The sequence below is a fragment of the Thiocystis violacea genome (assembly GCF_016583565.1).
GTDB classification, from domain to species: Bacteria; Pseudomonadota; Gammaproteobacteria; order Chromatiales; family Chromatiaceae; genus Thiorhodococcus; species Thiorhodococcus violaceus_A.
The window spans coordinates 23,809-42,392 of sequence record NZ_NRRF01000034.1; the positions used below are offsets into that span (position 1 = coordinate 23,809).

Annotated in this window: 22 protein-coding genes; 18 read left to right on the forward strand and 4 right to left on the reverse strand. The window is 65.1% G+C overall.

All coding sequences use genetic code 11. The annotated features are described in order from the left end of the window. Positions 1–10: 10 nt before the first annotated feature. Positions 11–1,109 (reverse strand): peptide chain release factor 2 gene (gene prfB / locus CKO23_RS14380; RefSeq protein WP_200332356.1). Its coding sequence is split into 2 segments (ribosomal slippage): positions 11–1,033 and positions 1,035–1,109, totalling 1,098 coding nucleotides; the frame shifts between segments, so codons are not numbered across the junction. Positions 1,110–1,375: 266 nt separating this feature from the next. Between prfB and CKO23_RS14385 the strand changes: the two genes are divergently transcribed. From CKO23_RS14385 to CKO23_RS14395, 3 genes are all read left to right on the forward strand, one after another. Beyond that, complete coding sequence (locus tag CKO23_RS14385) at positions 1,376–2,056, forward strand: response regulator transcription factor (protein WP_200332358.1); 681 nt, start codon at positions 1,376–1,378, stop codon at positions 2,054–2,056. Continuing rightward, entirely contained in the window at positions 2,046–3,335 is a 1,290-nt protein-coding gene (locus CKO23_RS14390) for a sensor histidine kinase (RefSeq protein ID WP_200332360.1), read from the forward strand. The genes CKO23_RS14385 and CKO23_RS14390 overlap by 11 nt, the downstream gene beginning before the upstream one ends. A 149-nt stretch (positions 3,336–3,484) precedes the next feature. After that, positions 3,485–3,829 carry a hypothetical protein gene (locus CKO23_RS14395; protein ID WP_200332362.1) on the forward strand — a complete coding sequence of 115 codons (345 nt, stop codon included), beginning with the start codon at positions 3,485–3,487 and terminating at the stop codon, positions 3,827–3,829. Positions 3,830–3,892: 63 nt separating this feature from the next. On the opposite strand, the gene CKO23_RS14400 is transcribed toward CKO23_RS14395, so the two are convergent. Then, positions 3,893–4,714: a YfdX family protein gene (locus tag CKO23_RS14400; RefSeq protein ID WP_200332364.1), complete on the reverse strand. Its 822-nt coding sequence runs from the start codon at positions 4,712–4,714 to the stop codon at positions 3,893–3,895. Between the two features lie 408 nt (positions 4,715–5,122). On the opposite strand from CKO23_RS14400, the gene CKO23_RS14405 reads away from it, so the two are divergent. From CKO23_RS14405 to CKO23_RS14475, 15 genes are all read left to right on the forward strand, one after another. Continuing rightward, positions 5,123–5,860, forward strand: coding sequence for a carbonic anhydrase (locus tag CKO23_RS14405; protein ID WP_200332366.1), 738 nt, complete (start codon positions 5,123–5,125; stop codon positions 5,858–5,860). Between the two features lie 92 nt (positions 5,861–5,952). Continuing rightward, positions 5,953–6,603: a molybdenum cofactor guanylyltransferase MobA gene (mobA, locus tag CKO23_RS14410; RefSeq protein WP_200332368.1), complete on the forward strand. Its 651-nt coding sequence runs from the start codon at positions 5,953–5,955 to the stop codon at positions 6,601–6,603. 147 nt (positions 6,604–6,750) lie between these two features. Continuing rightward, entirely contained in the window at positions 6,751–7,221 is a 471-nt protein-coding gene (locus CKO23_RS14415; protein ID WP_200332370.1) for an Hsp20 family protein, read from the forward strand. 227 nt (positions 7,222–7,448) lie between these two features. Further along, a complete protein-coding gene (locus tag CKO23_RS14420; RefSeq protein ID WP_200332372.1) occupies positions 7,449–8,690 on the forward strand; it encodes a pectin acetylesterase-family hydrolase in 1,242 nt (413 codons plus the stop codon). Positions 8,691–8,962: 272 nt separating this feature from the next. Next, positions 8,963–9,418, forward strand: coding sequence for a hypothetical protein (locus tag CKO23_RS14425; protein WP_200332374.1), 456 nt, complete (start codon positions 8,963–8,965; stop codon positions 9,416–9,418). Between the two features lie 280 nt (positions 9,419–9,698). Next, entirely contained in the window at positions 9,699–11,078 is a 1,380-nt protein-coding gene (locus CKO23_RS14430; protein WP_242482446.1) for a DegQ family serine endoprotease, read from the forward strand. Positions 11,079–11,166: 88 nt separating this feature from the next. After that, the gene (locus CKO23_RS14435; protein WP_200332376.1) at positions 11,167–11,502 is read left to right on the forward strand and encodes a hypothetical protein; all 336 of its coding nucleotides are present in this window, start codon (positions 11,167–11,169) and stop codon (positions 11,500–11,502) included. Between the two features lie 146 nt (positions 11,503–11,648). Further along, positions 11,649–11,879: a PepSY domain-containing protein gene (locus tag CKO23_RS14440; RefSeq protein WP_200332378.1), complete on the forward strand. Its 231-nt coding sequence runs from the start codon at positions 11,649–11,651 to the stop codon at positions 11,877–11,879. Between the two features lie 36 nt (positions 11,880–11,915). Then, positions 11,916–12,614, forward strand: a complete 699-nt coding sequence (locus CKO23_RS14445; RefSeq protein ID WP_200332380.1) for a response regulator transcription factor — start codon at positions 11,916–11,918, stop codon at positions 12,612–12,614. Then, the gene (locus CKO23_RS14450; protein ID WP_200332382.1) at positions 12,611–13,948 is read left to right on the forward strand and encodes an ATP-binding protein; all 1,338 of its coding nucleotides are present in this window, start codon (positions 12,611–12,613) and stop codon (positions 13,946–13,948) included. Before CKO23_RS14445 ends, CKO23_RS14450 begins: the two co-directional genes overlap by 4 nt. Positions 13,949–14,100: 152 nt before the next feature. Continuing rightward, positions 14,101–14,901 carry a DUF4198 domain-containing protein gene (locus CKO23_RS14455; RefSeq protein WP_440870570.1) on the forward strand — a complete coding sequence of 267 codons (801 nt, stop codon included), beginning with the start codon at positions 14,101–14,103 and terminating at the stop codon, positions 14,899–14,901. A gap of 18 nt (positions 14,902–14,919) precedes the next feature. Then, positions 14,920–15,540 (forward strand): cobalt transporter CbiM, encoded by a 621-nt coding sequence (gene cbiM, locus CKO23_RS14460; RefSeq protein ID WP_200332384.1) that lies wholly within the window; start codon positions 14,920–14,922, stop codon positions 15,538–15,540. Then, on the forward strand, positions 15,533–16,177 hold the full coding sequence (locus CKO23_RS14465; RefSeq protein ID WP_200332386.1) for a hypothetical protein: 645 nt from the start codon (positions 15,533–15,535) through the stop codon (positions 16,175–16,177). The genes cbiM and CKO23_RS14465 overlap by 8 nt, the downstream gene beginning before the upstream one ends. After that, complete coding sequence (gene cbiQ / locus CKO23_RS14470) at positions 16,174–16,935, forward strand: cobalt ECF transporter T component CbiQ (protein WP_200332388.1); 762 nt, start codon at positions 16,174–16,176, stop codon at positions 16,933–16,935. The genes CKO23_RS14465 and cbiQ overlap by 4 nt, the downstream gene beginning before the upstream one ends. Further along, positions 16,932–17,708, forward strand: a complete 777-nt coding sequence (locus tag CKO23_RS14475) for an energy-coupling factor ABC transporter ATP-binding protein (RefSeq protein ID WP_200332390.1) — start codon at positions 16,932–16,934, stop codon at positions 17,706–17,708. The genes cbiQ and CKO23_RS14475 overlap by 4 nt, the downstream gene beginning before the upstream one ends. Before the next feature lie 96 nt (positions 17,709–17,804). Here the strand turns inward: CKO23_RS14475 and CKO23_RS14480 are convergent, their stop codons facing one another. Both CKO23_RS14480 and CKO23_RS14485 read right to left on the reverse strand, forming a co-directional pair. Continuing rightward, positions 17,805–17,984: a hypothetical protein gene (locus CKO23_RS14480; protein WP_200332392.1), complete on the reverse strand. Its 180-nt coding sequence runs from the start codon at positions 17,982–17,984 to the stop codon at positions 17,805–17,807. Between the two features lie 61 nt (positions 17,985–18,045). Next, positions 18,046–18,531, reverse strand: coding sequence for a GlcG/HbpS family heme-binding protein (locus CKO23_RS14485; protein ID WP_200332394.1), 486 nt, complete (start codon positions 18,529–18,531; stop codon positions 18,046–18,048). Positions 18,532–18,584: the final 53 nt, after the last annotated feature.

Consider the following 18,584-nt stretch of genomic DNA (forward strand, 5'->3'; position numbering starts at 1 on the left):
CTCCGAGACCTCAGAGGCCGCTCTTGAGGCTGGCCTCGATGAAGGGATCGAGATTGCCGTCCAGCACCGACTGGGTGTTGGCGATCTCGACGCCCGTGCGTAGATCCTTGATCCGGGACTGGTCCAAGACATAGGAGCGGATCTGACTGCCCCAGCCGATGTCGGACTTGCTGTCCTCGATCACCTGCTGGCTGGCCTGGCGTTTCTGCATCTCCAGCTCGTAGAGCTTTGCCTTGAGCTGCTTCATCGCCTGATCTTTGTTCTTGTGCTGGGAGCGGTCGTTCTGACACTGGGTCACCAGCCCGGTCGGCAGGTGCGTGATGCGCACCGCGGACTCGGTTCGGTTGACGTGCTGCCCGCCCGCCCCGCTGGCCCGATAGACATCGATCCGCAGATCCCCCGGATTGATCTCCACCTCGACGCTGTCATCGATCTCCGGCGACACGAAGACGGCCGCGAATGAGGTATGGCGGCGATTGCCCGAGTCGAATGGCGACTTGCGCACCAGCCGATGCACGCCCGTCTCGGTGCGCAACCAGCCGAAGGCATAATCGCCGCTGAACTTGATGGTCGCGGACTTGATCCCCGCCACCTCGCCGGGCGACACCTCCATCAACTCCGTCTTGAAGCCGCGGCGCTCGCCCCAGCGCAGGAACATACGCAGCAGCATCTCGGCCCAATCCTGTGCCTCGGTCCCGCCCGAGCCGGCCTGGACATCGACGAAGGCGTTGTTGGCATCCGTCTCACCCGAGAACATGCGCCGGAATTCGAGATCCGCTACCCGCCGCTCGTGCTTGGCGAGGTCGGCCGCCAGGGATTCCAGGGTCTCCTCATCGCCCTCTTCCGCGACGAGCGTCAGCAGATCATCGGCATCCGCAAGCGCCGTTGTCAGCTCATCGACCGTGATCACGATCCCTTCGAGCATCGCCCGCTCACGCCCGAGCGCCTGAGCGCGGCTCGGATCATTCCAGATCGCCGGATCCTCAAGCTCCCGGAGGACCTCAGTCAGCCGATCCTTGCGCTCGGCGTAGTCAAAGATACCCCCTAAGGGACTCGACGCGTCCCTTCATATCGTTGATGTGGAAGACGAGGGGATTGATGTCGAGCATGGGACAGCTCCGCACGGATAAAACCGTGCATTATAGAAGGTTCTGTAGCGAAGACGCCAGCGTGCGAAGGCGCGATTCGAGCACGGATGATCACGGTCAGCGGCCTGGAGGTGATAGCCTGTTGTACGGGGATGGCGCCCGGGCTGGATGGCGCTCAGGATGTTCACAGATCGAATCGAAGAAGCCTTGTGAAGGCGCAAGCTCATGTGAAGGCGCAAGATCAAGGTCAGCACTCAGGTGGCCGGAGTGAGGAGCAAGGCATCCGCATGCATCTGCTGATCGTCGAAGACAACCCGGATCTCGCGGGCAACCTGAATGATTTCTTCGACGTGCGCGGACACAGCGTCGACCTGGCGCAGAACGGCCTCGCTGGGCTCAACTTCGCGCTCGAGCATGACTACGACGTCATCGTGCTGGATGTGATGCTGCCCGGCATGAACGGCCTGGAGATCTGCGCCCGACTGCGCGCCGCGGGACGCGACGTGCCTGTGCTCATGCTGACCGCCAGGGACACCTTGCCCGACAAGCTGAAGGGGTTCGACAGCGGCGCCGACGACTACCTCGTCAAACCCTTTGCATTGCCGGAGCTGGAGGCGCGGCTGAGCGCGCTCGCCAGACGCGCGCGCCGGGAGACCGCCCGCGCCCTGCTGCGCGTCGGTGATCTGACCTTCGATCAGGACCGGTTGCGCGTGGAGCGCGCGGGGCAGCGGATCGAACTCGCACCCATTCCGCTCAAGATCCTCCAGCTGCTGATGCGCCGAGCGCCTGGCGTGGTGCGCCGGGAGGAGATCGCACTGGCGATCTGGGGCAACGATCCGCCGGACAGCGACTCGCTGCGCGCGCACGTCCACGCCCTGCGCAGCGCCCTGGATCGGGGCGCGGCGGTCCAGCTCCTCCACACGGTGCGCGGCATCGGCTACCAGCTCGCCGAGCCCGATGAACGCTAGACGCAGTCTGCGCCATCGCGTGGCCGTCACCTTGGCCGTCTTCAGCGCGACGGTCAGCCTCACGCTCGCGACCTTCATGTATCTGGCCTCGCACGATCTGGAGCGTCGCCTCATCGACGACACGCTCACAGCCGAACTGGACGACGCCGTGGCGCGGCGCCAGCGCAACCCCCAATCGCTGCCGGAGCGCACGGCCACCATTCGCGCCTTCGTGGTCGCGCCCAGCGGGGGAACCACGCCGGTGCCGGCCGAGGTCGCGGCGCTCGCGCCAGGGCGTCATGAGTTGACGCTGGACGCAACACCCTACCGCGCCGGCGTGCGCGTCGTCGCGGACCGGCGGTTCGTCGTCCTCTTCGATGTGAGCGCGCTGCAGCGGCGCGAGCATGTCTTTTTGCTGCTGCTCGCGGCGAGTGTGCTGCTGGTGACCCTCGGCTCGGCGATTGCCGGGCGCTGGCTGGCATCCTTCGTGGTCGCGCCCGTGACCGAGCTGGCGCGGCGCGTGTCGGCATTGCGCCCGGAAGATCCGCCGCGACCCCTCGCCGCCGAGTTCCCCTGGCACGAGGTTCAGCAGCTCGCCACGGACTTCGATGGCTATCTCGCCCGACTCCACGACTTCATCGAGCGTGAGCGTTTCTTCACGGCGGATGTGAGTCATGAGCTGCGCACGCCCTTGACGGTGGTGGCCGGTGCCGCCGAGCTTCTGCAGACCGATCCCGCGCTGAGCGGGCGCAACCAGTCGCGCGTCGCCAGAATCGCGCGCGCGGTCGCCGAGATGCATGAGATGACGGAGGCGTTGCTGGCCCTCGCCCGGGAGCAGAAGAGCGGCGCGGCGGGGTCGATGGGGTGCGATGTCGCGCACGTGGCCGAGGAGTTGGTCGAGCGCTATCGGGACCTCTTTCCTGGCAAGCCGGTCGCGCTCGCGCTGGAGGTGAAGGAGCGCCCGCGCCTGCCGGCCGACCCAGCAATGCTCTCCATGGTGCTGGGCAATCTGCTGCGCAATGCCCTTGCCTTTACGCAAGAAGGGCGTGTGGTGCTGCGCGTCGAGGCGGGCTGCGTCGAGATCGAGGACACCGGACCAGGTCTGGGACCCGACGCGGGGCGCGACCTCTTCCAAGCCTTTGTCCGCGGCGGCGAGAGCGCGGGCGTTGGGCTGGGTCTCTCGCTGGTTCAGCGGCTGTGCGCGAAGGAGGGCTGGAGGGTTCAGCTCGGCAATCGCGTGGGCGGCGGCGCGAAGGCGCGGCTGATGTTCACGGGCGATGACGACGGGCACCTCGACTGAAAGGCGCCCGAGGCAGCATCAAAGGCACAAGAACACGCAGCCTCGAGGCGCCTTAACCTTCCCTTAACCTGTCCTTTTCATTCCCTTGACGACGCTTTCGCTAGGCTGGCGCGATGACCTTGATGACAGCCTAACGCTGGGAGTCGCTCATGCACCCACTCCACCTCCATGCGATCACGCCGCCCGAATCGCATCCGCCGATCCGGGTCCTATGGCACCTGCCGTTGATACTGGCGGGTCTGGTCGCGGCCTATGAGCTGGGAGCCGGACACCTGGTGCTTGCCGCGCTGGTCGCGGGCCTGTTGCTGGCGTTCCAGACGCGGATGGACAGGGCCGACGGGGGGCGCGCCTCGGGCAACGTCTCGTCCCGAGGCGCCAAGGGTGACGGCGGCACCCGCTGCGCCTCCGCGACCCAGCCCCCGCTTGGCAACAGGCCCATGGTCCTCGACGGCGGGAGTTTGGAGCATCGGCAGCAGTGCGCGCGAGGGCGCTGATCTGAAAAGACCCGAGCGGCGAGGCCGTCTCGGGTCAGCCTTGGGCACCACGCTGGCCGAGGCTTATCCGGCCTTCGGACTCGGCGAGGTCTTGGTGGTTCCAACCGGCGCTGCGACCACATGGGTGGTCAAAACGAGGCCGTCACGGACCTGCTTCAGCTCCAGGTTGGCCTCATGCAGCTTGTCCTGATCGATGAACTGAATGGCGCGATCCACGGACTGGGTCGTCTCGGCGAGCGGCATGCTCACCGTCTGGTCCACCAAGGCGAGATCGACCAGACGCAGCGCCTCAGCCGCCGCACCGCGGTCGCCCTGACTCAGATGCGCATTGGCCTTGGCAACAGCCGCCGTGCGGGCCTCGGCTTGATCGGTCTTGGCGCTCGCAGACGCGGCTGGACTGTTCTGCGCGGTCTTGCCCTGGCTCGATGCGGTCTCGGCAGAGCCCTTGGCGCTCTTCGCGTTGGCCAGGGAATAGCTCTCGACGACTTGCATCTCTGACATGATCGGGATCATGTCGGCCGTGACGGATTGCGTCTGGTGTTCGACCTCCTTGCCGTCCCGACGGACATCAGTCTGGACCTTGATTGGTTTGTCCTCGGATTTGACTTGATCGAGCAGCGTGCGCGCCTCCTTGAGCAGGTTCCTGGCGTTGTCCACATAGCCGTCATTGACGGCGACCCGCGCCAGATGGATGTCGTTGATGGCCGCCAGCCCATGCTCGGAGAGTTCGATCTGATCCTTGGCTTGGGGTCCGCCGGAGACCTGCTGAGAGACCTCGGTACCGGCCGATGACTCGGCCTTCTGGGTTTCGGCATACAGCTGTCCGGCCCCAGCGACACCCAGGGCGACGACGGTCATTACAGCGATGGCTTTCGTAGGCTTCATGGTCTTGGCTCCTGTCGATAGGTGTTCGATTCTGTGTTGGTTTTCGATTCTGCGTGTGCGGGTCTGTACGAGTCCGTCTCATGCTGCTGACGCTTGATGGCTCTAGGGCTCCTGCCCCGTTCCCCGGATCGACTCCTTTCGTTGGGTGCAATGATGGGACAAGGCGAATTACCGCTCGCTGTCCGGCGCATTACGGGAGCGTCACGATTGTGCGCAGCTGCGAGCGATTGCCTCCGGTGTCCAGCCAGTAGCGCCGATGCGCTTGGCTGCGGATCACGCACACCTGACCACGAAGAAGCGCGATACAGGTCATTGATCGTGATCATCATGATCTTCCGGTTCGCGTTCGGATTTCCCGGACTTCGGTCCGACGACCACTCCCTGACTCCAATAAGACGAGGAAGACCTATGTACAAATCCGTGATCCTGACACTCTCACTCGCGGCCGCGGGCACCGCTATCGCAGCCGATCACTCCGCCCACTGGGGCTATACGGGCGAGACTGGACCCGAGCACTGGGGCGACCTGGATTCCCATTTCGAACTCTGCAAGAACGGCAAGAACCAGTCGCCGGTCGACCTGGCCCACATCGTCGACTCGCAACTACCACCGATTGGTTTCCATTACAGCAGCGGCGGCGTTGACGAGATCAACAACGGCCACAGCGTTCAGATCGACTACGACGCGGGCAGCACCATTTCGCTGGACGGCCACGACTACGAGCTCAAGCAGTTCCACTTCCACACGCCGAGCGAAAACCACATCAACGGCAAGGAGTACCCGATGGAGGCCCATCTGGTGCATGCGGACGCCGACGGCAACCTGGCGGTCATCGCGGTCATGTTCGAGGAAGGCCCCGCAAACGCCGCGCTCGCGCAGCCCTGGAGCGTCATCCCAGGTCATGCGGGTGAACACGCGCATCTCGCAACCAAGGCGTCGGCCGAGGGACTGCTCCCCGCGGACCGCGACTACTACAGGTTCAACGGCTCGCTGACCACACCGCCGTGCAGCGAGGGCGTCGTCTGGCTCGTCCTGAAGCAGCCGGTCACCGCCTCGGCCGAGCAGATCAGCACCTTCTCCAAGGTGATGGGACATCCCAACAACCGCCCGATCCAACGTCTCAACGCCCGCCTGGTCATCGACTGAGAGGCAGGCGCTCGTCTGCAACCCTGAAGCCGCGGCGGCATCGGAATCCGCCCCGCTTGGCTCCGGCGGGCGCCGCCACCACTTCGTGGCGGATGCAACACACATCCGTCGAACCGCTCCGTGAGGCCGTCACCGGCGTGATCCTGGCTGGCGGCGCCGGTCGTCGCATGGGTGGGCTGGACAAGGGGCTGGTGGAGGTTGCGGGCCGCCCCCTCGTCGAGTGGGTCATCGATGCCCTGTCACCTCAGGTCGGCACCCTCCTGATCAGTGCCAACCGCAATCTCCCGGCCTATGCCGCCTATGGATTCGCCGTCGTTCAGGACACCGGACCGGGTTTGAATGGCCCCTTGGCCGGCATGCTCAGCGCGATGCGAGCCGCTACCACGCCCTGGATCCTCACCTTGCCCTGCGACACGCCGCACCCACCCGTGGATCTGCGCAGCCGCCTTGCGCGAGCCCTGATCGACGCCGAGGCCGACCTGAGCGTCGCCCTCGACGGCCAGCGACGCCACTCGGTGCACGCGCTACTCCCCGTGGCGCTCGCCGATCACCTCGCCGCCTATCTCCACAGCGGAGGGCGCAAGGTCGAGAGCTGGCAGGCTCAGCATCGCGTCGCCTGCGCGGATTTCAGTGACAGATCCGACGGCTTCGCGAACCTCAACTCGATCCACGACGTCGCGGCGTTCGAGCGTCATATCACCCGAACGCCCAAGTCTGACGCTGGAACCGGCGAGCCGAAATGAGCGCCGAGAATCCGGCCCCATAGCCCCTCTTGACAGCATTTTCAGCGCACCTTAATTTACATAATGCAAGCGCTCATCCGAGGCTTGCTGCTCAAGCGGTTCCCGTTGGAACGCCCTTTCCCATATTGCTCATGAGAGGATATGCCCATGACCAACATCGATTTTTCACCACTTCTCCGCTCCATGATCGGTTTCGATCGCATGACGGCGGCGCTCGAGAACGCCTCGCGCGCTGAGTCGGGCGGATACCCGCCTTACAACATCGAGGCGAACGGCGAGAACGACTATCGCATCACCATGGCCGTCGCCGGGTTCGCCGAGAAGGATCTGAGTCTCGAGGTCAAGGAGAACATTCTGACCATCTCCGGCGGGCGCCCCGAGTCCGACGATCATCCGCGCAAGTATCTCTACCGCGGCATTGCAAACCGGAGCTTCGAACGCAAGTTCCAACTTGCCGACTATGTGCGCGTGGTGGAGGCGCAGCTTGAGCATGGCCTGCTCCACGTCGATCTCCGGCGGGAGATTCCGGATGCCATGAAACCCCGCAAGATCCAGATCCGCGGCGGAGCCAAGGCCAGTGGCTTCATCGACGCCAGCGCGAGTGACGCCGCTGCCTGACATCGCCCCCTGAACACGGTTAGTTTAAATGATCGCCGGGCGAAAGCTCGGCGTTTCCGTTGTCACAAGGATGGCCCACGCAAGATACTGAGACGCCGGACTTTCGTCGGAGTCGACATCCTCCGGTCCGATCATCGGGCGTTCAACAGGTTGCGCTCATTGATTTCCACTGCGGAATTCGTCAGCCTCAGGCTTTCGAGTCCATGCCACCTCGGAGGCTGAGCACAATGCGCGCGCTGACAGCAATGACCGTTTGGGTCCTGATCTTCACAGCCATCGCCGGCCAGGCGCTCGGCGCTGAGGACAGCGCGGGATGGCGCCAAATCGCACCGCAGGCGGACGCCGATCATCCCCAGCGTTCGCCGAGCTGCTCCGGCGGCCCCGTCCTCGCCTGGACAGACTCGGGGGCGATATGGGCCGAGGCCGACACTCGCTTTTCCTTCTTCCTACGCGACGGAGATCCCAACCGTCTACTCATCATCTGGGATGGGGGTGGCGCCTGCTGGGATTTCAACAGCTGCATCGGCGCAGGCATGCGCCTGACCCCGATCTACGATATGCGTGTCGACGAAACGCCCGAGTCGCTGGCCGCCTTCGGCGGGATCGCCGACCGCGACGACCCGCGCAACCCGGTGCGCGACTACACCCAGGTCTTCATTCCTTACTGCACCGGCGACCTGCATTACGGCTCGCGCGATACGACCTATGACCTCCCCTTCGGCGGCCAATGGACGATCCGCCATCGCGGACAGCTCAATGTCATGGCCGTCCTGGACGCCTTGCGCTCCCGCTATGACGCGCTTGGGACAGAGCCCGCAGAGATCGTTCTGGTGGGTGTCAGCGCCGGCGGCTACGGCGTGCTCCACAACTACCCGGCCGTAACGCGCACCTTCCCGACCACGGAGAAGATCAGCGTCCTGGTCGACTCTGCGAATGGCGTCATGACCGAGCAGCTCTATGCCACGGCACTGGAACCTGACGGCGCGTGGGGAGTCTGGTCGAATCTGGATGAGTCACTCCAGAACGCCTATGCGTCCGGGCCAGAGACGCTGCTGACCCAAACATTCCAGGATCTTGCCTGGGAGCATCCTCAAACACGCTTCGGCCAATATACACGCGTCACGGACGGCACACAGATCCTCTTCTACAACCTTGCCAGACATATGGATGACCCCTGGACCTGGTTCGATCTGTCAGAGGTCATCCTCGCCGGACTGGACTGGACTCAGAAGGCCCAGAACACGATGTGGGACATCGCGGCCACGACCGGGAACTATCGGCTATACCTAGGTGCAGGCACGGAGCACACCATCCTGGGCGAGGCGAGCTTCTACGAGGAGCGATCTGGAGGCGGCGTGCTGTTCTCGGATTGGTTTTCCGACATGCTCACGCAGCCGCTGGACGCTTGGAGCCGGTGGCAGAATCTAAGCTGCGCACCGGCTTGCCTCGTGTCCGGCTGGCCCTTCTAGCGGCACAGGTTCAAGGGTCTGTGTATCTTTTTTCACGCATAGTGTGCTTTTACCACATCCAGTGCTATGCTTTGCCTCAAGGGATTTCACCTCGTTCGGAATGCACGGCCCGAGACTGCTGGGCGGATCTCGGAGAGGCGACACCCTGGGGTGGCGGAGGCACGCTTCCGTCAAAGACTGGCGCAAACCGAAACCAGCGCAATGACCAGAATGTACACAATCGGTTCAAGCGCGCAAGGGATGACCACCAGCTCGCTCACCGGGAGCACACAATGAAAACGTCTCGAATTCTCTTCGGCTTACTGTTGATGCTCACCACAACGGCAGGCGTGCAGGCGGCATTCACAGGTAATTTCCTGCAAACGCCAACCCTGGCCAACTTCTTGGAGAGCGTGATCGACATCGAGGATTGGAACATCCGCAGGAACGACTTCAACGGTGGTTATCCCGTCCTGCGGATCTGGTTCGAGAACGATCATGGAAAGGTCAAAAGTAGTCTCTACCTCGATGTAGCCGGTCACGACGCGCTGCCCAGCCTTGCCTTTCGCGAAAACCAATGGCCGAAGGCATTACCGGACATTCAGTGGACCATCATTGGCGTCCTGCCACGGGAAAGACAGGCGCCCGCCGTTCCGATTCCGGGCGCGGTTTGGTTGTTCGGCTCAGGACTGGTCGGCTTGGTGATGTTGGGCCGCAAGCGGTTGCGCGGGGAAACCAAGGGGGATTGAGTCAGGCTGATCTCCCACCGCCCGAGCTGGGTTCTCGCTGGCGACCTAGCTCGGACGCGCCGACACCGATTGCGCACCCCCATCCGCCCGCATTGACCCCAAGCCCCCACTGACCCTGTCGCACGCGGGCAGGCGCGATCCATGACCTCGGATCCATGATCTTCGAAGCCGCGCCCTTCAGCCGGCGCATGAGGCCGTCCGCTGCCTCCGGTCAGCGTTGCGCGATCTCGGCTCGAGGATTAATTTCTATGGCCTTTCCTCAGCCACGCGTCTCAGAATCATGCATTTCAAGAGAATCATGCACCTCAAGGACAGCTTCCGAGGCATCGGTCTTCTGTGCATCCTGGTCACACCCTTGACCCTGTCTTACGCCGGTCTGCCACCCGTCGTCGATGGTCAACCGCTCCCCACGCTGGCGCCGATGCTGGAGCGGGTCGTGCCAGCCGTGGTGAACGTCTCGACCGTCACGCGAATCGAAGCCGCCGAGCATCCGCTCCTCAGAGATCCGTTCTTCCGCCACTTTTTCGATGTGCCGCAAGGACAGCCGCGCCGCGAGAACAGCAGCCTGGGCTCTGGCATCATCGTGGACGCCAAACGCGGGCTCGTGCTCTCCAATCATCACGTCATCGCCAAGGCGGATGAGATCCGGGTGACGCTGCACGATGGACGGACGCTGGAGGCAAGCCTGATCGGCACGGACCCAGAGACCGATGTCGCTGTGCTGAAGATCCCGCCAGAGAACCTCATCGCCCTCCCCTTCGCCGATTCCGATGGTCTTCGGGTCGGCGATTTCGTGGTGGCCATTGGCAACCCCTTCGGCCTGAAGCAGACGGTCACCTCGGGTATCGTCAGTGGCCTGGGGCGCACCGGTCTTGGCATTGAGGGATACGAGAACTTCATCCAGACCGATGCCTCCATCAATCCAGGTAACTCGGGCGGCCCCCTGGTCAACCTGCGTGGTGAGCTGGTAGGCATGAACACGGCAATCCTCGCCCCTGGCGGGGGCAATATCGGCATCGGTTTCGCGATCCCCGCCAACATGGCGCGCGCCATCATGGAGCAAATCGCCGAGTTCGGTGCCGTCAGGCGTGGCCTCTTCGGGGTGAGCGTTCAGGATCTCACCGACGAGCTGTCCAGCGCCCTGGATATTCAGGACCGCAACGGGGCGCTCGTGACCACGGTCGAGCGAGGATCAGCAGCGGACGAAGCCGATCTGCGTGAGGGTGACGTCATCGTCGCGATCAACGGCAAACCCGTGGGCAGCGCGACGGATCTACGCAATGCGTTCGGACTCTTGAGAGTCGGTGAAACAGTCGAGCTGGACGTCGTGCGCAATGGCCGCCAACGTCGGCTGAGTGGACGCATCGCCGATCCCTACCGTGACTTCGTGACCGGCGACACGGTCGCCGCGAGTCTCGAGGGCGCCTTGCTCGGGGAGCTGAATCCGCGAGACACCGTTCCCGCAGTCCCCGTAGGCACCGTCGAGCCGGATAGTCCAGCCTGGCATGCGGGACTGCGCGAGGGCGACCGCATCATCCAAGTCAATGGACAGCGGATCGGCGGCCTGAGAGACATCGCCGTCGTGCTCCGAACCTCCAAGGGGCTTTTCAGCGTGAGAATCCAGCGCGGCGACGATCTCGTTCTGCTCGCGCGCCACTGATTCAGCAGGGATTCAGGATGACCTGGCTAGGATGACCTTCAAGACGGGAGACACGGCTTCCGTCTCTACGACGAGAGGAGATCATCCGATGAAAACGCAACGCCTAGTCACACTGCTGTCCGTCGCCACCATGGCAAGCGCCCTGCTCCTGCCTACATTGGCCTCGGCCCACGGGCGCCAAGACCATGGGGATCAGGGCAAGGAGGCGCGCTGGGCGTCCCCGCCACCCAAGCATGCCCCATGGCGCGAAGACCGACATGAGAAACGCCATCACCACAAGCACAGCAAGTGGGATCACCGGCGAGACAGACGTGATGCGCGTGTGCGGGTCTACGTGGCCGATCCAAGGCACCCGCCGCATCCCCGTCGCCCCGCGCCATCCAAGCTGCACCTCGGGAACGGTCTGACCATCATCTATCGCTAAGCGTCGCCAGCGCGACCCGGCCGGTTCCGGATTTCGGAACCGGCGGGTCGACACCGCGGATGCGCCATCCTCCGACGATCGGCGCCGAACGCCCGAGTTGTGCTAGATTCCTGACGACGCGCCGAGCCAAGGGAGCCACGTTCATCATGAGACTGTCCAGGGTACCGCCAATCCTTCTGATGTTGCTCGCCACCCTCTCCGCGGCCTGGGTCACGCCCAGCCAAGGCGCTGCCACGACGGCGGCCGCGGCGGGCGAGATCGCTCAGCGGCAGACCGGCGGTCGCGTCCTTGCCGTCAAGCCGACCGATGGCGGCTTTCAAGTCAAGGTGCTGACACCGGATGGCAAAGTCCGCTACGTCTTCGTGCCGAGCAGCTGACGCCTGCCCGCGCCCCCGATCGACCGACCACCTGCCATGCATATCCTTATCATCGAAGACGAGCCGGAGCTGCGCCGTCAGATCACCGAACGACTGAAACGCGAATCCTGGGTCGCCGAAGGGAGCGGTGACGGGCAGGAAGGTCTCTATCTGGCATCGGAGTACAGCTTCGATGCGGCCATCGTCGACCTCGGGCTTCCCGGACTCTCCGGCCTGGAGATCATCCGCCAGCTTCGCGCCAAGGAGAGCCTGCTCCCCATCCTCATCCTGACCGCGCGCGATCGCTGGCAGGACAAGGTCGAGGGGCTTGAGGCGGGCGCGGATGACTACCTGGTCAAACCCTTCCATAGCGAGGAACTCCTTGCGCGGCTGCGCGCGCTGGTTCGGCGCGCGGCTGGCACGGCTTCCCGCGAGCTGCGGATTGGGCCGCTCAGGCTGGACCTCAACGCCGAGCAGGTCTGGATCGAGGAGCGCCCGGTCGAGCTCACGGCCTATGAATATCGCCTGCTCGAACTGCTCGCTACCAGCCGCGGGAAGATCCTGTCGAAGCAGGCGCTCGCCGATCGGCTCTATCCGCACGACGAGGACCGGGAGAGCAACGTCATCGAAGTCCTTGTCGGACGGCTCAGACGCAAGCTGGACCCCGAGGGTCAACTCAGTCCGATCGAAACGCTCAGGAGCCGAGGGTATCGCCTCGCACTGGCGGAAGACGCGCACGAGGACGGCGGCGGGTGAGGTCACTGCGCACCCGCGTGCTGGTCTCGGCCGCGGCGGTGCTCACCATCGTCGTCCTCTTGACGAGTCTGGCCCTGGAGCAAGCCGTGCGCGACGCCGTGCTCAAGGCACGCGAGGAGCGTCTGCAGGCGCAGGTCTTCCTCCTCATGGCGGCGGGCGAGGAAGACAAGAACGGCCTTGTCTTCCCGAACGCGCTCGCCGAATCCCGCCTCAGCCTGCCCGGCTCCGGACTCTATGCCGAGGTGCTGGACGCGCTCGGCGATCCCGTCTGGAAGTCGCCCTCCGCCATGGGTCTCGACGAACCCACACCGCTGCCACTGCCGCCCGGCGAGCGCCGCTTCGAGCGTCTTCCGGGCGATGCGGGCAAGGCGTATCTGGTGCTCGCCTTCGGCGTCACCTGGGCAACTGGCCCGGTTCCGCAGGACTATACCTTCCTCGTCGCGGAAGACGCCGCGGCCGTCGAGGCGGAGGTCGGCGAATTTCGCGCCAGCCTCGCCGGCTGGCTGGGCGCCATGACGCTGCTGATGCTGGTCGCCCTGGTGTTGGTTCTGCGCTGGGGCTTGAACCCCCTGCGCCATGTGGCAACCGAGGTCGCCCTCATCGAAAGCGGCGAACGCGCTCAGCTCCTAGGCCGTTATCCCGAGGAGATCCAGGCACTGACGGACAACCTCAACGCCCTGCTCGCCCACGAGCGCGCCCGCCAACGCCGTCTCGACAACACGCTCGGCGACCTTGCGCACAGTCTGAAGACACCCTTGGCCGTGATGCGGGGCGCCCTCGAGGAGGCACCACTGCCAGCATCCGCAATCGCACTCCTGGGCGAGCAGCTCATCCGGATGGGGACGATCGTCGAATACCAGCTGCAACGTGCCCGAGCCAGTAACCAGCAGGCCGCCACCCTGGCACCGCCGGTGCCGGTCCGAGCCACGGCCGAGCGCCTCATCGCCTCGCTGCGCAAGGTCCATCGCGACAAGGCGGTCGAGGTCGTGATCGAGATCGCCCCCTCGCTGCAGTTTCGGGGCGTCGAGGGCGATCTCATGGAGATGCTGGGCAACCTGCTCGAAAACGCCTTCAAATGGTGCGATCGCAGGCTCCACCTGACGGCGACTGGAGGCTCTGAGCTGAGGCTCTCGGTCGAGGACGACGGCCCCGGAATTGCCGCGGAAGCCGTGTCGCGGCTGCTCGAGCGCGGCGCGCGGGCAGACGAGTCCGCCCCCGGCCACGGCATCGGCCTGGCGGTCGTCCGCGAGATCAGCGACGCCTATGGGGGCCGACTCGCACTCGACCTCAGCCCGCTGGGCGGCTTGCGCGCGCGGCTGTGCCTGCCCGGCTGAAACGGCTTCGCTGCTCAAGCGATGGGAAGGCCATCGGGCCGGAGCGCCTCGCTCCATGGGGCGTCGTCCGCCGGGGCTGGGTGCACTTGACAGACTGCGGTGTGACAAAGAAGAATTCAGTCACACTCAGGGACAGCAAGGACCAGCCCAACATGAGACGCGATGCAGCCATTGAAGCCATGACGCCATTGCTCCTGGCACTCTCGTTCATGACCTTCTCGCTCCTCACTCCCCTGGGCGCCGAGGCCCATTTTCAGGAGCTGATTCCTTCAACCGACATCGTCACGGCCGAGACGGGCAAGGAGATCGCGCTGGATCTCAGATTCACGCATCCGATGGAGCGCGGCCCGCTGATGGACATGGGGCAACCACTTCGTTTCGCCGTGCGCGGACCGGGCGGCGAGGAGGACTTACTCAGCGAACTCAGGCCGCAAACCATCGAGGGAAAACAGGCGTTCACGGCCAACTATCAGGTCAAGCGACCGGGCGACTACGTCTTCTTCGTCGAGCCCGCCCCCTACTGGGAGCCCGCCGAAGGGGTCATGATCAAGCACTACACCAAGGTGGTGGTGGATGCCTTCGGCGCCGAGGACGGCTGGGATGCCGAGATCGGCCTACCCGTCGAAATCGCACCTCTGGTGAGGCCCTACGGTCTTTGGACCGGCAACCAGTTCCGCGGCATCGTCAAGCAGAATGGCCGACCTGTCCCCTTCGCCGAGGTCGAAGTCGAGTGGCGCAACGACGGCAGCCTGACACCACCGTCCGACCCATTCATCACCCAGGTGGTCAAGGCCGATGGCAATGGCGTCTTCAGCTACGTCATGCCCAGAGCCGGCTGGTGGGGCTTCGCCGCCCTGCTGGAGGGCGACGCGCCCATGAAGAACCCGGAGGGGAAGGAGGTTCCCATGGAGGCGGGCGCGCTCATCTGGGTTCAGGTCCGCGACATGCGGTGATCCGAGGACACAACGACCTTGGCCCACATCCCAGACGCAATCCTCTCGACCCCGGTCCTCGTCACCGGCGGCCTGGTGTCGGCAAGCCTGCTCGCGGCGGCCCTGCGCCGGTTGGATTACGACCGTGTTCCGCAGGCCGCCGTGCTGTCGGCGGCCTTCTTCGTCTCCTCTCTGATCAACGTCCCGGTCGGCCCAAGCAGCGTTCATCTGCTGCTCAACGGCCTCATGGGCCTGCTGCTCGGCTGGACCGCGGTTCCAGCCCTCTTGGTCGCGCTCATCCTCCAAGCGGCCTTCTTCGGTTTCGGAGGCATTTTGGTGCTGGGCGTCAACACCATGAACATGGCTGTGCCAGCGCTGGTCTGCGCACTTCTGGTCGCGCCCTGGATGCGGCGTCTGCCCGCGGGCAGGCGTTTCTGGGGGGGCTTCGCCGCGGGTAGCCTGGGCGTGCTGATGACGGGGCTGATGGTCGCCCTGGCCCTTGGCCTCAGCGCAGACGCCTTCACCCCCGCCGCCAAGGTGCTGGCCGTCATCTATCTGCCGTTGGCGCTGGTGGAAGGACTCATCACCGCGACCATCGTCGGCTTCATCCAGCGCGTCGCGCCTGAGCTGCTGGCGCCAGTGGAGTCTGCCCATGCGTAATCTCCGCCGCGACCGCGTCCGCCGCCTGTGCCGCGTCTCGATTGCGCTCTGCGCCTGGGCGCTGAGCGGACCGGCGCTCGCGCACAAGCTCAAGGTCTTTGCCTCGGCCGTCGGCGATCGCATCGAAGGCACCGCCTATTTCGCCGGGGGCAACAAGGCCAGCGGCGCCATCGTGGTGATTCTGGACGCGGACGGCCACGACCTCGCGCACCTGAGACCGGCCACGGACGGCAGCTTCAGTTACCAGGCGCTGGCCCCCGTCGAACATCGCGTCATCGCCAGGACCGATGATGGACATCAAGCCGAGTGGCGAATCACGGCCGCCGAGCTCAGGCCTGCGTTCGGGGGCACCCTCGCGCCCAACCCGTCCCCTTCGATGTCGGCGGCCGCGCCAGCGATCACGGCCGGATCACCGCCCGAGGTCGCCTCGCCCCCATCCCCCGAGCCCGTCGGCCCCGAAACGCTCTCCGCGATCGAGCTGGCCGTCGCCCACCAAATTCGACCGCTGCGCGAGCAGCTCGCGGCAGCCGAGGACAGGGCGCGGCTTCATGACATCCTCGGCGGCATCGGCTACATCCTGGGGCTCGCGGGGCTGACCCTCTGGTGGCGCTGCCGCAAGACGGACGCCCGCGCGTGAGCGGAGCGCGTCTGCCGTCGCCCCAGACCCAAGGCTGGATCGCCGCCCGAGATCCGCGCCTGCGCATCAGCGCCGCCCTGCTCTTCGCGCTGGTGACGGTGAGTCTCGACCAGATACCCGCCACCCTCGCCGCCTTCCTCATGGCGGCCGCCTTGGCGTCAGCCACCCGAATGCGGCTGAAGGACATCGCGAGACGCCTGCTTGCCCTGGAGGGCTTCATGCTGGTGCTCTTGATGACGTTGCCCTTCACCGTCCCGGGCAACCCCATCATCGGCACTGGTACCCTAAGAATCACCGACGCGGGGCTGCACCTGGCTGGACTCATCCTGCTCAAGGCCAACGCCGTCGTGCTTGCGCTGCTCGCGCTCGTCGGCACCCTTGAGCCGGTTGTCTTCGGACATGCGCTGGCGCGGCTTGGCGTGCCGGAGAAGCTGGTGCATCTGCTGCTCATGACGGTGCGCCAGATCCATCTGCTGCATGAGGAATTCCTGCGGTTGCGTCAGGCGATGCGAGCCAGGGCCTTCGTCCCGCGCAGCAATCGGCACACCTGGCGCAGCTATGGCTTTCTGATCGGCATGCTGCTGGTGCGCAGTCTTGCCAGGGCCCAGCGCATCCTCGACGCCATGCGCTGCCGCTGTTTTCAGGGTCAGCTCTATCTGTTGGATTCGCGGGTGTGGACGCCGCGGGATACGCTCGCGGGCGCGGGCTTCGCCGCCGTGCTCGTCAGTCTCCCCGTCCTGGACCGAATGACGCGATGAACGAGACCCTCATCGAGCTGCGGCAGATCGCCTTCGACTATCCGGACCGCGCCGTGCTCCAGGACGTGAGCTTCGGGATTCATCGCGGCGACCGCGTCGCCCTGGTCGGCCCGAACGGAGCCGGCAAGACCACTCTCCTGCACCTGGTGGTTGGCCTCAAGCGCCCGACCTCGGGGTCTGTCCTCGCCTTCGGCCGCGAGTGCCGCCAGGAGCGCGACTTCCATGCCGTGCGCGCACGGGTCGGCCTACTCTTCCAGGACTCGGACGACCAGCTCTTTTGTCCGACCGTGCTCGAGGACGTCGCCTTCGGCCCCTTGAATCTGGGCCGCCCGCCCGGCGAGGCGCGGGCAGAGGCGCTACGCACCCTCGATCTGCTTGGCCTCGGCGCCTTCGCCGAACGCGTCACGCATCGGCTGTCCGCCGGCGAGAAGCGCCTGGTCGCCCTCGCCACGGTTCTGGCCATGCAGCCGGACGTGCTCCTGCTCGACGAACCCACCAATGGCCTCGACGAGGCGACGGAGCAGCGGCTCATCGCGCACCTGTCCGGGCTCGACCAGGCCATGATCATGGTCTCGCACGATCGCCGCTTTCTCGAACGGCTCTCGACACGCGCCCTGCGTCTCGCGGACGGCAGGCTGAGCGAGGTCGAGCTGCACAGCCATGGCCATACGCACTACCACACCCACCTCCACCTGCATCCCGCGGGCACGCCCGCCGACCATTCCCACCCCCCATCCGAGCTCTCGCACGACGCGGATCAAGGACTGGAATGAGCCGGCGCGGGCCGGTTAGAGGCCGCCAGGAACCACGACGGCTGCAAGGAGGGAAGCACCCCAGCCGCCGGCGATTGCACCTGCGGCGAGCGGAGCCTATTCGTCGATTTCGACGACGACCCCGCTGCCATCCGAGGTCATCACGAGCACGAGCTTGCCCAAGGTCGGATGTCGAGCGGTGAAGACCCTCACATCGGAAAGGGTCTTTTCACCGATGAGATCGCTCTCGTCCTTCAAGTCCTGGATGATGGCGGGTTCGGCGTCGAGCATGCGCATGGGAATCTCCAGCCAAATAACCTCGGTGCGATTCAGTGATGGCGCAGAGCACTCAAGGTGTCTACAGCGCCATGTCCAAGTCGTCCTGGATCACGGCGATTCCGGCCAGGGCGCACGCCTCGTCGGTCTCGCCCGACGGCGCACCGCTCACGCCAACACCCGCCACGAGCGCGGAGCCACCAACCAAGACAGGCACGCCGCCAGCCGACATCACCAAGCCATCGACGCGACCGACCGGGGTATCGGCTCGGGCACCCATCGCCGAGGTCGCGGCGTTGAAGTTCACGGCCGTGTAGGCCTTCATGCGGCTGATCTCCAGGGTGATGGGCGCCGCAATGGTATCGCGCAAGGCGACTTGCACCGTGCCCTCGCGGTCAACCACCGTCACCGCAATCTGAATCCCTTTCTCCCGACAGGCCTCGATCGCGCCCTGTGCAACCTTGACCGCCGAATCCAGCGACAATCGCTTGAGCGGGATCACCATGGGATCCTCCGCCAGCACTGGCGCGGTGAGGGAGAGTGCCGCCAAGCCAATCAACCATCGCATTCCCATCGTCATCTCCTCGTTTATGATTGATGCCCTTTCAAGGCATGAAGGAA

Bases quoted from the DNA above. Each gene is read 5' to 3' on its own strand.
- CKO23_RS14385 (WP_200332358.1), top strand. From the start codon at position 1,376: ATGCATCTGCTGATCGTCGAAGACAACCCGGATCTCGCGGGCAACCTG.
- CKO23_RS14390 (WP_200332360.1), top strand. From the start codon at position 2,046: ATGAACGCTAGACGCAGTCTGCGCCATCGCGTGGCCGTCACCTTGGCC.
- CKO23_RS14395 (WP_200332362.1), top strand. From the start codon at position 3,485: ATGCACCCACTCCACCTCCATGCGATCACGCCGCCCGAATCGCATCCG.
- CKO23_RS14400 (WP_200332364.1), bottom strand. From the start codon at position 4,714: ATGAAGCCTACGAAAGCCATCGCTGTAATGACCGTCGTCGCCCTGGGT.
- CKO23_RS14405 (WP_200332366.1), top strand. From the start codon at position 5,123: ATGTACAAATCCGTGATCCTGACACTCTCACTCGCGGCCGCGGGCACC.
- mobA (WP_200332368.1), top strand. From the start codon at position 5,953: ATGCAACACACATCCGTCGAACCGCTCCGTGAGGCCGTCACCGGCGTG.
- CKO23_RS14415 (WP_200332370.1), top strand. From the start codon at position 6,751: ATGACCAACATCGATTTTTCACCACTTCTCCGCTCCATGATCGGTTTC.
- CKO23_RS14420 (WP_200332372.1), top strand. From the start codon at position 7,449: ATGCGCGCGCTGACAGCAATGACCGTTTGGGTCCTGATCTTCACAGCC.
- CKO23_RS14425 (WP_200332374.1), top strand. From the start codon at position 8,963: ATGAAAACGTCTCGAATTCTCTTCGGCTTACTGTTGATGCTCACCACA.
- CKO23_RS14430 (WP_242482446.1), top strand. From the start codon at position 9,699: ATGCATTTCAAGAGAATCATGCACCTCAAGGACAGCTTCCGAGGCATC.
- CKO23_RS14435 (WP_200332376.1), top strand. From the start codon at position 11,167: ATGAAAACGCAACGCCTAGTCACACTGCTGTCCGTCGCCACCATGGCA.
- CKO23_RS14440 (WP_200332378.1), top strand. From the start codon at position 11,649: ATGAGACTGTCCAGGGTACCGCCAATCCTTCTGATGTTGCTCGCCACC.
- CKO23_RS14445 (WP_200332380.1), top strand. From the start codon at position 11,916: ATGCATATCCTTATCATCGAAGACGAGCCGGAGCTGCGCCGTCAGATC.
- CKO23_RS14455 (WP_440870570.1), top strand. From the start codon at position 14,101: ATGAGACGCGATGCAGCCATTGAAGCCATGACGCCATTGCTCCTGGCA.
- CKO23_RS14465 (WP_200332386.1), top strand. From the start codon at position 15,533: ATGCGTAATCTCCGCCGCGACCGCGTCCGCCGCCTGTGCCGCGTCTCG.
- CKO23_RS14475 (WP_200332390.1), top strand. From the start codon at position 16,932: ATGAACGAGACCCTCATCGAGCTGCGGCAGATCGCCTTCGACTATCCG.
- CKO23_RS14480 (WP_200332392.1), bottom strand. From the start codon at position 17,984: ATGCGCATGCTCGACGCCGAACCCGCCATCATCCAGGACTTGAAGGAC.
- CKO23_RS14485 (WP_200332394.1), bottom strand. From the start codon at position 18,531: ATGCGATGGTTGATTGGCTTGGCGGCACTCTCCCTCACCGCGCCAGTG.